Below are 11762 nucleotides of genomic sequence, written 5' to 3' on the forward strand. Positions count from 1 at the left end.
TAGTTCAGATCGGAAGGACCATCTCGACCAGGTCCCATAGTGAGACGCCTCCCGTGCCGAAAGCCGTCACCAAGGCGTAGGCGATGAGTGCGTCCTCCAGATTCGGCTGCCGAACGGCTATCTTGTGGTCGCGTGAGGTGAAGGGCAGTGCCCAAACGGCATTGATCTGGTGCGTTCCGGTCAGCATGAATTCGCCGAGAACATGATCGTCCTGACCCTTCTGCCCGAGCATCAATGTGCTGGAGTGCAGATTCGTCGGCATCAGCCGCAAAATCTTGCCGTCGACCTCGGCGAGGGCTCTATAGGTCCACCGGTAGTAGAAATGCCCACGGCCGACGGTCAACCTGATGGGGCGATCATTGATCGATGCCCGCAGCCGCTTGACATTTCGCGTACCGATGGGAACACGCTGACGTGTGCGCGGACCGACGCGCTCGATGGTCACCACGGTGGCATCGTCGAATACCGGTGCGGTGACCACTCTTTCGTCGGCCCGCGTGATTACGATCTTGCCGAAATGCTCGGTGTCGACGACGAAACGCTCTGGACTGCTCACCCGGCTCCTTCGACGCTAGCGAAACATCCTGTGGCGCTGGGGTATCAGCCCGACTTCTTGGCGTGCTCGCGGACCGTGCCCGCCAATGCGTTCGGCATCGGCTCGTGCCGGATATACGAGCGTGTGAAATCACCCGCGCCATGTGAGAGCGAGCGTAGATCTATTGCGTAGCGGGTGAGTTGGAGTTCGGGGACCTCGGCGTGGATGCGGGTGCGGCCGGTGCCGTGCGGTTCGGTACCGAGGACGCGTCCGCGCCGTCCGGACAGATCGGTGAGTACCGGACCGACGTAATCGTCGGTGACCACCACCCATACGTCGGCGATCGGTTCGAGCAGGGCGATACCCGCGGCGGCAGCGGCCTCGCGCAATGCGAGCGCACCCGCGGTCTGGAATGCGGCATCGGAGGAGTCGACCGAATGCGCTTTGCCGTCGAAGAGTGTCACGCGCAGATCGACCAGCGGGTACCCGGCCGCCACCCCGCGCGCAGCCTGGGCGCGCACACCCTTCTCCACCGACGGAATGAACTGTCGCGGTACGACTCCGCCCACCACCCGGTCGACGAATTCGATACCAGATCCGCCGGGCAGCGGTTCCACCTCGATCTCGCAGACCGCGTACTGTCCGTGCCCGCCCGACTGTTTGACGTGTCGGCCCTTACCGGTCGCTTTGCCCGCGAACGTTTCTCGCAGCGCGACCTTGTGGTCGATCACGTCGACCTGCACACCGAACCTGCTGCGCAACCGCTCCAGCGCGACATCGCGGTGCGCCTCACCCAGACACCACAGCACGATCTGATGGGTATCGGGATTCTGTTCCAGCCGGATCGCGGGATCTTCGGCCGCCAGCCGGGTCAGGCCGCTGGAGAGCTTGTCCTCATCCGCCTTGCTGCGTGCCTGAATGGCAATGGGCAGTAGGGGATCGGGCATCTGCCATGGTTCGATCAACAGCGGGGTGGCGGTGCCGGAGAGGGTGTCGCCGGTTTCTGCGTGGCTGAGTTTGGTGACATAGGCGATATCACCGGCGATGGCCTGGCCGAGCGGACGCTGCTGTTTGCCGAACGGTGCGGTGATTGCGCCGATGCGCTCGTCCACATCGTGGCTTTCGTGGCCGCGGTCCTCCAGGCCGTGACCGCAGACATGCACCGTGTCGTCGGGTCGCAGGGTGCCGGAGAAGACGCGGACCAGCGAGACGCGCCCGACATACGGATCCGAGGCCGTGCGGATCACCTCGGCCGCCAACGCGCCGTCGGGATCGCAGTGCAACGGGGTCGGCGCCGCTCCGTCGGAGGTGGTGACCGCCGAGACCGCATGTTCCGATGGTGTGGGAAATCCGCCGGTGATCAGCTCTAACAGTTCTATGGTGCCGAGGCCCTGTTTGGCCCCCTCGGGAGCGGGTGCGCCGAACAGCACGGGATGGAAACTGCCCCGGGCGACCGCGCGTTCGAGGTCCTCGACAAGTGCCGCCAGCTCGATCTCCTCGCCGGCGAGATAGCGCTCCATCAACGTCTCGTCTTCGCTCTCGGCGATGATGCCCTCGATCAGCCGGTTGCGCGCCTCCTCGAGCTGCGGCAGCTGATCGTCGGACGGTTCGCACTGGACTTCCTCCCCGGAGGAGTAGTCCGCGATGCAGTGCGGAAGCAGTTCGACCAAACCGGTCACCGGCCGATGACCGTCCGGATTCTTCGGCCCGTACACCGGAAGATGCAGCGGCAGAATGTTTTCCGAGGACCCACCGCCGAGCACCAGCCGACAGGTCTCGGTCATCTCGTCGAATTCGGCGCGCGCGGTATCGAGGTGGGTGATCACGATGGCCCGCGGCATCCCGACCGCCGCGCACTCCTCCCACAGCGCACGGGTCGCGCCGCTGACGGCCTCGGCGCCCTCAGCCGCGGAAATGACGAACAGGGCGGCATCCGCCGCACGCAGACCCGCGCGCAGCTCACCGACGAAATCGGCGTATCCGGGGGTATCCAGCAGATTGATCTTGATCCCGTGCCACACCATCGGCACCACCGACAGCTGCACCGACCGGTGCTGACGATGTTCGATCTCGTCATAATCCGATAGCGACGTCCCGTCCTCCACCCGGCCCGCGCGATTCACCGCGCCTGCCGTGAGCGCCAACGCCTCCACCAACGTGGTCTTACCCGACCCGCTGTGCCCGACCAGCACCACATTCCGGATGTCTTCCGGCCGCTGCGCCGTCACAGCCTTACCGTTGGTCCCTGCGGACGCACTCGCTTTCTCGACCATGTGTCTCGCTTTCTCGGTCGACACCTACGGTCCTTCGAGCTTCCCACCAGCGGTCGCCTCGCGTGCCCGGATCGGAAGATCCGATGTGTTCAGGTGCGCGTGGGGTGGTGTGCATGTGGGGTTCAGGTCGGGTTACCCGGATCCGGGGTGTCAAGGGCGGGCGGTTGTCTGCGTTTCGGGCCACAAGGTCGCATCGACGCCTTCCGGCTGTCTGCTGGAACTGCCGACACTCAGAACTTCTGCTACGACATAAGTGAACGTAGGTTAACTAAATATTAGCCAAATCGGCTCGTTTGCTCGAGTCGTGCGCCGAACCGCGCCTACGTCACCACGGTGTCCCCGTCCGAGGCGTCCTCGCGGTCGACCCCAACCCAACATGTTGAACAATCAATGCACAGGTAGATGCCGTGCGAGCCTGGCACAGGCTCGGAGTAGTCTCCGTTGTCCCCTTACCGCGTGCACGAAAGAGGCGCACAATGGTTGCGATACACCGGCTTCAGGGTTTGTGATCGGCGGGTAGCTGGATGTCCGCCGAGAACATTCGGACGGGCATCCGTCGTGATGACAGCGTCCATATATTGGGGGCGGCGCCTGGGTCCGCTGTTGGCATCGCGGCCGCGCTGCACACCACGCTCGATGCCGGGCACCGCGAATGCTGCCTGCAGCGACTATGGCCGCCCCGCCAGTTCGGCCCAGCAAGCGATAGGAAGCGTCATGTCAGAGCAGAACAAGGCCACCGCCAAGCGTGTCCTCGACGCATGGAACATGCGAGACCTCAGCGTATTCGACGAGGTGATTGCGGCTGACTGCATCAACCACGATCCACAGAACCCGTTCGCCGAGGTTCATGGCCCCGACGGTTTCAAAAGGCTCGTGCAGATGTATCTCGCCGCATTCTCGGATCAACGGTTCTTGGTCAACGAACAGATCGCCGAGGGCGATTTCGTCACTACCCGGTGGACGGCTACAGGCACCAACGACGGCGAGATGATGGGCATGTCCCCGACAGGCAAATCAGCGGTCGTTCAGGGAATCACAATCTATCGTTTCCAGGACGGCAAGATCGTCGAGAGCTGGTCATGTTGGGACACGCTCGGCATGATGCAGCAACTCGGTGTCATCCAGGCGGCGCACCCCGCGACAACCTGACTCGTCGCAGAGAAGCCGAGATCATTTGGGCCACTGGCGATCGAACCCAGCAGCTTCAGCCGCCTGGTCCGATCGCCGCAGCGGCACTCAGCTGCCGAAGCGTGCCAGGACGGAGCTGGCCTCCTGGGAGGCGGTGCCCTCCTCGGCGAGATGGGCCATGGCGGGGGCGATTTCGCGCCCGTGGTGGGCCATTGCCTGGGCGTACAACCGGCCCGCGCGGTAGGAGGAGCGGACCAGCGGTCCGGCCATGACACCGGCGAAGCCGATTTCCTCGGCCATGCGGGAGTGCTCGACGAACTCCTCTGGCTTGACCCAGCGGTCGACCGGGTGGTGGCGCGGGGAGGGGCGCAGGTACTGGGTGATGGTGAGGATGTCGCAGCCGGCCTCGTGCAGGTCGCGCATGGCCTGGGTGACTTCCTCTGGGGTTTCGCCCATGCCGAGGATCAGGTTCGACTTGGTGACCAGGCCATCTTCGCGGGCCGCGGTCAGTACGGCGAGGGAGCGCTCGTAGCGGAATGCCGGGCGGATCCGCTTGAAGATACGCGGCACCGTCTCCAGGTTGTGCGCGAGCACCTCGGGGCGGGTGGAGAAGACCTCGGCCAACTGCTCGGGGACCGCGTTGAAGTCCGGGATGAGCAGTTCGACGCCGGTGTTCGGATTCAAAGCCTTGATGGCCCGGACGGTTTCGGCGTAGAGCCAGGCGCCGCCGTCGTCGAGGTCGTCGCGCGCGACACCGGTGATGGTGGAGTAGCGCAGACCCATCGCCTGGACGCTTTCGGCGACCCGGCGCGGCTCGTCGCGATCGAGTGCGGCGGGTTTGCCGGTGTCGATCTGGCAGAAATCGCAGCGGCGGGTGCACTGTTCGCCGCCGATCAGGAAGGTGGCCTCACGGTCTTCCCAGCATTCGAAGATGTTGGGACAGCCCGCCTCCTCGCACACCGTATGCAGGCCTTCGCGTTTCACCAGGCCCTTGAGTTCGGTGTACTCGGGGCCCATCTTGGCTCGGGTCCGAATCCATTGAGGCTTGCGCTCGATCGGGGTCTCCGCGTTGCGCGCCTCGATGCGTAGCAGTTTGCGTCCTGCCGGTGCTGAAGCTGAGGTCACTCGATCGACCTTACGCCTGCCGTGCGCCGCCGTCGGATGCAGTCCATCACTGTGCCGGGCAACGCGACAGCAGCCGACTCATTCGGCTTTCGCAGGCTCGACGGCCGGTGCGGCGCGGGCGATGTCGCGCGCGGTCACCGGCAGTACGCCATTGAGCGCGCGAGTGATCGCATCGGCGACGAGCGGCTTGACTTCGGCCACCGTGACCTCGCGACCGAGTTCGCGCGACAGCGTGGTGACACCGGCGTCGCGAATGCCGCACGGGACGATCGCCTGGAAGCCGTCGAGTGCGGAATTGCAGTTGAGCGAGATGCCGTGCAGCGCGACGCCCTGCTGCACCCGCACGCCGATCTGGGCGACCTTGCGCTCGGAGTACAGCTCGGTCGCGGCCAGCCAGACACCGGAACGGCCCTCGACCCGGCCGCAGTCCAGACCGAGCCCGGTGCAGACGGTGATCAGCGCTTCTTCGAGCCTGCGCACGTAATGCACGACATCCACCGGCTCCGCCAGTCGCACAATCGGATAGCCGACCAGCTGGCCCGGCCCGTGCCAGGTGATCTTGCCGCCGCGATCGACCTGCACCACCGGGCTACCGTCGATCGGCAGATCCTCGGCCTCGGTGCGGCGACCGGCGGTGTAGACCGACGGGTGCTCCAGCAGGAGCAAATGGTCGGAGCCCTCCCCGGCGGCCCGCTGCGCGGCGATCGACCGCTGCATATCCCAGGCGCTGTGGTAATCGATGAGTCCGAGATCCTCGACCACGATCGGGGTCGTATCGAATCGGGCGGACCAGGTGGTGCGCGTGTCGTTCACGCCCTTGACGGTACGCCGAGCGCGGCCATCCAATAAACCAACCCGGTGTGGGCGATGCCACAGGGTTGCCAGGTTTGGCATCGGGCGCAGGCACTGGGGCTGCGGCCACTGCCGACCGGCCTAGTCGCCCTCGACGGGCAGTGTCAACTGCATCAGGGTCAGGTCCATCCAGCGACCGAACTTCCGGCCGACTTCCGGCAGTTCTCCGACGGTGCGGAAATCGAACCGCTCGTGCAGCGCGATCGAACCGGTATTGCCGGACTCGATGGCGGCGACCATTGCGTGCACGGTGCCCGCCCGGCGGGCACGCCCGATCAGCTCGGTGAGCAGGGCGCCGGCGATACCGCGACGGTGGAAACGGTCGGCTACATAGACCGAATTCTCCACGGTGAAGCGGTAACCCGATCGGGTCCGCCAGGGGCCGTAGCTGGCGTAACCGGCGACCTCGCCGCCGATATCGGCGACCAGAATGGGCAGTCCGGCGGCGGTGCGCCCGCGGAACCAGGCGCGTCGATCGTCGAGATCGACCTGCTCGTGATCCCAGATGGCGGTGGAGGTGGCGATATTCACGTTGTGGATGACCAGGATCTCGGGCAGATCTCCCTCGTGCGCGTCGCGGATGACGGTGGCACCTCGGGTGTCTAGCTCGGTCATCGATCTACTCCATTGGGGCGCTTGGTAATTGGCTCCGGTGCCTGGATCGTTGTGCTGCCGGTGAATGTCGGCGCGCGGTCTATACCGTGTCGGTCTCGGTGTCCGTCGTCATCGTTCATCATCACGGCCCAAGGCCGCCGCCAGCGCCGCGCCGATCGTCTGGTGCTGGAACGGGTAACCCGCCGCCTCCAGCGCCGTCGGAATCACACGCGGCCCGTTCAGGATCGCCTCTTCGGCGAATTCGCCGATCAGCGCGCGTAATGCGAACGCGGGCACCACGAATGGGGTCGGCCGATGCAGGACGCGGCCGAGTGCCCGATTGAATTCGGCATTGGTGACCGGTGCCGGACCGACCGAATTGATCGGCCCCGCAATGCTGTCGTGGGTGAGCGCGAAGATGATCGCACCGATCTCGTCGGCCATCGAGATCCACGGCGTGTACTGACGTCCGTTGCCGAGTCGGCCGCCGAGCCCGAGCGAGTACAACGGCTGCAGCATGCCGAGCATGCCGCCGTGATGAGACAGCACCACCGCGCTGCGCAACAGCACCGTGCGCACACCGGCATCGACGGCGGGTTTGGTCGCGGCCTCCCAATCTTGGCAGAGGGTCGCGAGGAAACCCGTTCCCGCGGGAGCGGTTTCGTCGACCACCCTACTGCCGGTGGCACCGCCGTAGTAGTGCACGCCGCTGGCATTCACGAGCACCGGCACACCAGCGACGGCGACCGCATTGGCCAGCACATCGGTCGGGGTCAGCCGACTGTCGCGCAGCTCCTGTTTGTAGCTGCCGTTCCAGCGCCGCCGTCCGAGGCTTGCTCCGCAGAGGTTGACCACCGCATCGGCGCCGCGTAGGGCCCGCTCGTCCAGATCGGCGCGAGCGGGATCCCAGCGGTACTCGTCCGGCGCGTTGGGGGAGCGGCGTACCAATCGGGCGACTTCGTGCCCGTCGCGGCGCAATGCCGCGACGAGCGCCGTCCCGATCAGCCCGGACGAACCGGCGATCACCACCTTCATACGCGACAGACGATCCTTTCCGACTACAGACCGAGGTCCGCCTCGAACGCCGCTTCCTCGAGCCGGTGCCGGATGGTGGTCAGGAAGCGACCGGCGTCGGCGCCGTCGATGAGGCGGTGATCGTAGGTGAGCGGCAGGTAGCACATGGACCGAACGCCGATGGACTCGTTGCCGGTCTCATCGGTGACCACCACCGGGCGCTTCACGATCGCACCCGTGCCGAGCATGCCCGCCTGCGGCGGAACCAGGATCGGGGTGTCGAACAGCGCGCCCTGGCTGCCGATATTGGTGATGGTGAAGGTGCCACCGGCCAGCTCGTCCGGCTTGAGGCCGCCGGTGCGGGCCCGGTTGGCGATATCGGCGATGGCACGGGCCAGTCCGGCCAGCGACAGGTCGCTGGCGTTGTGGATCACCGGGGACAGCAGACCCTGCTCGGTGTCGACGGCGATGCCGAGGTGCACCGAGGCGTGGTAGGTGATCTCCTTCGTGGACTCGTCGTAGCTGGCGTTCACATTCGGGTGCACGCCGAGCGCCTCGACGACCGCCTTGGCGAAGAACGGCAGGAACGTCAGGTTGACGCCCTCGCGGTCCTTGAACGCGGCCTTGGCCTGGCTGCGCAGTGCCGCGATCTTGGTGACATCCGCCTCGTGCACCTGGGTCAGCTGCGCGGTGGTCTGCAGCGATTCCCGGGTCTTGGTGGCGGTGATCTGGCGGATGCGGCTCGCCTTCTGCACGGTGCCGCGCAGATGCGCCAGCTGTGACGGGACCGCCGCCGCGGCGGGCGCTTTTGCGGCCGGTGCGGCGGCCGCGGGGGCGGCGGCCGGAGCCGGCGCCTTCTTGGCCTCGACGGCGGCGAGCACATCCTGCTTGCGGATGCGTCCGCCGACACCGGAGCCGGTGACGGTGGCGAGATTTACGCCGTTCTCCTCGGCCAGCTTGCGGACCAGCGGGGTGACGTAGGGGGCCGCGCCGTTGCCAGAGGTGTCCTGGGTCGGCGCCGGAGCCGTGGCGGCCGGAGCCGGAGCAGGCTTGGGAGCTGCAGGGGCCGGAGCTGGTGCAGGGGCCGCAGCTGGTGCAGGGGCCGCAGCTGGTGCAGGGGCCGCAGCGGCGGGCGCGGGTGCCGGAGCGGGCGCCGGAGCTGCCGGGGCCGGTGCGGGGGCGGCGGGTGCCGGTGCGGCGGCCGCGGGGGCGCCGCTGCCGATCACGCCGAGCTGTCCACCGACGGCGACGACATCGTCTTCCTGCGCGGAGATCTCCAGCAGGGTGCCCGCGACGGGCGAGGGGATCTCGGTGTCGACCTTATCGGTGGAGACCTCGAGCAGCGGCTCGTCGACGGCGACCTGGTCACCGACCTGCTTGAGCCAGCGGGTGACGGTGCCCTCGGTGACCGACTCACCGAGTTCCGGCATCTTGACCGGGGTGCCCGACGCGGCGGCCGGGGCTGCGGCGGGAGCCGCTGGCGCGGGGGCCGCAGCGGCGGCCGCGGGCGCGGGGGCCGGTTCCGGCTCCGGTGCGGGGGCGGGTGCAGGCGCGGCTTCAGGTGCGGGTGCGGCGGCGGGCGCGGGCGCTTCGCCGGCTTCGCTGATCACACCGAGCTCACCGCCGACCTCGACGACGTCATCCTCGGCGGCGACGATCTTCGACAACACACCCGCCGCCGGCGACGGGATCTCGGTGTCGACCTTATCGGTGGAGACCTCGAGCAGTGGCTCGTCGACCTCGACCGTGTCTCCTTCCTGCTTCAGCCACCTGGTCACCGTTCCCTCGGTGACGCTCTCACCAAGAGCCGGCATCTGGACGGAGAAGGCCATGTCCGTTGACTCCTCTGACTGCTCGACGGGTTCTACAACAGTTGATCTCACTGCGAACACCCACCGCGGGTCGCGATGGGTGTCCGAAAGCCACCGATCATTGTGCGTGGCACCGGAGATCTGTGTGGTTCTTGTACCGCGATCCATCCTTGCACTCGTCTGCGAGACGTGTAGCACAGGGCAGCGAACTGCACGGGGCTGGCAAGATGGAATGACCGGTGCCGAGCACTCGGTCACAGGTGGAAGGAGGTCGGCGTCGTTGGGTTTGCTGGATCGTTTCCGAGGCGGCGCGGCCCGGGGTGGCAGCGTTTTACGTGGGGGTTCGGGTAGTGGCGAGGATGCCCGCTATCTCGCCGAGTGGGTGCGCGCCCACACCGGGGTCGAAGGGTACGTGGAGCCCAAGACAACCGTGACGGATGTCACTGTCGTGCTTATTGCCGCCGATGGTGAATGGACCCGCCGCATCGTCGGCGAGCGTGGGGCGCGACGGCTTGCCGGTGATTTGCGGATTCCGGTTTACGACGTTCGCAAGACCGGTTATCCGCAACGGATGCGCGACTATGACGCCCGCAGGCGGGTAGAGCGCCAGCGAGCGTTCGAACGCGAATTGCGCGACCCGTAGCACTGTTCGTTTCGTTCAATATGTTCGCGGCGCTTGCCCGTCAGCCGAGGTGGGTAGCTGTCGACGGTAGTGAGAGGCGGTTCGAACGCCCTCGCAAACCACCATTTCACTACCGTCGATCCCGCCGCGACCGGTGCGGCGCCCGAACGGCTTCGGGCGCCGCGCATGCCGTTGCGATGGGCGGCTTACTCAGCGGTGGGTGCGTCCTCGGCGGCGATGTCCTCGATCACCGAGACCAGCGTGCGGACCGGAACCCCGGTGCCGCCCTTGCCGATGTAGCCGAAGGGGCCGCCGGTGTTATAGGCGGGGCCCGCAACGTCCAGATGCGCCCACTGCACGCCTTCCGGGACGAACTCCTGGAGGAAGATCGCCGCGGAGAGCATGCCGCCCCAACGGTGCGGTGCGACGTTCGCGAGGTCGGCGACCTTGGAGTTCAGGTCGGCCCGCAGTTCGGTGGGAAGCGGCATGGCCCAACCGTTTTCGCCCGCGAGGCGGGACAAGCGGGCGACGCGGTCGCGGAAATCGTCGGTGCCCATGACGCCGGGGGTACGGGTGCCGAGCGCGACCATCTGGGCGCCGGTCAGGGTGGCGACGTCGATGAGGTAGTCCGGCTCGTCCTCGCCCGCGCGCACGATGGCGTCGGCCAGGATGAGGCGGCCCTCGGCATCGGTGTTCAGCACCTCGACGGTCTTGCCGCCGTACTGGGTGAGCACGTCGCCGGGGCGCTGCGCGGTGGCCGACGGCATATTCTCCGCCATCGGGACGGTCGCGATCACCGTGACCGGCAGCTCCAGCTTGGCCGCGGCGACGGTCGTGGCGATGACCGCCGCGGCGCCCGCCATATCCGAGGTCATATTCTCCATATTCGCGGCGGGCTTGATGGAGATGCCGCCGGTGTCGAAGGTGATGCCCTTGCCGATCAACGCGATCTTCTTATCGCCGCCGCGATAGGTCAGGCGGACCAGCCGGGGCTGACGCGAGGAACCCTTGCCGACGCCGAGCACACCGCCGTAGCCGCCGTCCGCGAGCGCCTGTTCGTCGAGCACCTCCACCTGGAGACCGGCGGCCTCGCCGAGGGCCTTTGCACGGGTGGCGAATTCGGCCGGGTACAGGTGGCTGGGCGGGGTGTTGACGAAATCGCGTGCGGTGGCGATCGATTCGGCGACCACCCAGTCGTGCGCGAAACCCTTGCCATAGGACGCACTGGGGTCGCCGACCAGGAGTTCGACCCTGCGCACCGGCTGATCATCCGGCTTGCCGTTGGCGTTCTCGGATTTGAACGCGGTGAACGTGTAGGCGCCTAGGAAGAACCCTTCGGCGGTCGGGCCGATGCCGCCCTCCAGACCCGACAGTGTCGTCACGGCCCGGCCGACACCGGTCAGCGAGCGAGCGGCCACACCGGCCGAGCGGCGGATCTGCTCGGCATCGATCTTATCCGCGGCGCCGAGTCCGACGGCGAGCACACTCTTCGCACCGAGACCGACAGGCGCCGGAATCCTGGTCAGTTCCTCGGCCTTGCCCTTTGCGCCGACTGCGCGCAGCTGTTCCTGAAGCGCGGCGCGCACCTCGGCGGCGAGGATGGTGTCGACGAAGTCGTCCTCCAAGGTGGCGATTGTCGGGCCGTCGTCGCCGGACACCAATCCGATCACCAGTACGTCGGTGTCGGGGCCGATGGTGTCGACCAGGTCCAGTTCCGGTCCGAGCGAACGATCTGCAACAGCGGTCATGGGCACAGGTTACTGGGCAGACGTGCCGCTATCCCGTCGAGGAGCAGTTCGAGGCCGGTA

General features: G+C 66.9%; 10 protein-coding genes. 2 read left to right on the forward strand and 8 right to left on the reverse strand.

The genetic code is table 11. From position 1 onward, the window contains the following. Positions 1-4: 4 nt before the first annotated feature. Both ACIBI6_RS30550 and ACIBI6_RS30555 read right to left on the reverse strand, forming a co-directional pair. The gene (locus tag ACIBI6_RS30550) at positions 5-556 is read right to left on the reverse strand and encodes a hypothetical protein (protein ID WP_396958625.1); all 552 of its coding nucleotides are present in this window, start codon (positions 554-556) and stop codon (positions 5-7) included. 44 nt (positions 557-600) lie between these two features. Further along, positions 601-2808 (reverse strand): elongation factor G-like protein EF-G2, encoded by a 2208-nt coding sequence (locus ACIBI6_RS30555; protein WP_396958649.1) that lies wholly within the window; start codon positions 2806-2808, stop codon positions 601-603. 714 nt (positions 2809-3522) lie between these two features. Between ACIBI6_RS30555 and ACIBI6_RS30560 the strand changes: the two genes are divergently transcribed. Beyond that, entirely contained in the window at positions 3523-3957 is a 435-nt protein-coding gene (locus tag ACIBI6_RS30560; protein ID WP_364345296.1) for an ester cyclase, read from the forward strand. A gap of 87 nt (positions 3958-4044) precedes the next feature. Here ACIBI6_RS30560 and lipA read toward each other — a convergent pair whose 3' ends face one another. From lipA to sucB, 5 genes are all read right to left on the reverse strand, one after another. Next, positions 4045-5061, reverse strand: coding sequence for a lipoyl synthase (gene lipA, locus ACIBI6_RS30565; protein WP_364345294.1), 1017 nt, complete (start codon positions 5059-5061; stop codon positions 4045-4047). Positions 5062-5139: 78 nt separating this feature from the next. Continuing rightward, the gene (gene lipB, locus ACIBI6_RS30570; protein ID WP_364345292.1) at positions 5140-5874 is read right to left on the reverse strand and encodes a lipoyl(octanoyl) transferase LipB; all 735 of its coding nucleotides are present in this window, start codon (positions 5872-5874) and stop codon (positions 5140-5142) included. Between the two features lie 120 nt (positions 5875-5994). Next, positions 5995-6528: a GNAT family N-acetyltransferase gene (locus tag ACIBI6_RS30575; protein ID WP_396958626.1), complete on the reverse strand. Its 534-nt coding sequence runs from the start codon at positions 6526-6528 to the stop codon at positions 5995-5997. Positions 6529-6636: 108 nt separating this feature from the next. Further along, positions 6637-7542, reverse strand: a complete 906-nt coding sequence (locus ACIBI6_RS30580; RefSeq protein WP_364345288.1) for a TIGR01777 family oxidoreductase — start codon at positions 7540-7542, stop codon at positions 6637-6639. Positions 7543-7565: 23 nt separating this feature from the next. Then, positions 7566-9353, reverse strand: a complete 1788-nt coding sequence (gene sucB, locus ACIBI6_RS30585) for a 2-oxoglutarate dehydrogenase, E2 component, dihydrolipoamide succinyltransferase (protein ID WP_396958627.1) — start codon at positions 9351-9353, stop codon at positions 7566-7568. A gap of 259 nt (positions 9354-9612) precedes the next feature. On the opposite strand from sucB, the gene ACIBI6_RS30590 reads away from it, so the two are divergent. Beyond that, a complete protein-coding gene (locus ACIBI6_RS30590; protein WP_396958628.1) occupies positions 9613-9975 on the forward strand; it encodes an oxidoreductase in 363 nt (120 codons plus the stop codon). Positions 9976-10160: 185 nt separating this feature from the next. Here the strand turns inward: ACIBI6_RS30590 and ACIBI6_RS30595 are convergent, their stop codons facing one another. Next, a complete protein-coding gene (locus ACIBI6_RS30595; RefSeq protein ID WP_364345282.1) occupies positions 10161-11702 on the reverse strand; it encodes a leucyl aminopeptidase in 1542 nt (513 codons plus the stop codon). Between the last annotated feature and the right edge of the window lie 60 nt (positions 11703-11762).

Source organism: Nocardia sp. NPDC050412 (genome assembly GCF_044458825.1).
Taxonomy (GTDB): Bacteria; Actinomycetota; Actinomycetes; order Mycobacteriales; family Mycobacteriaceae; genus Nocardia.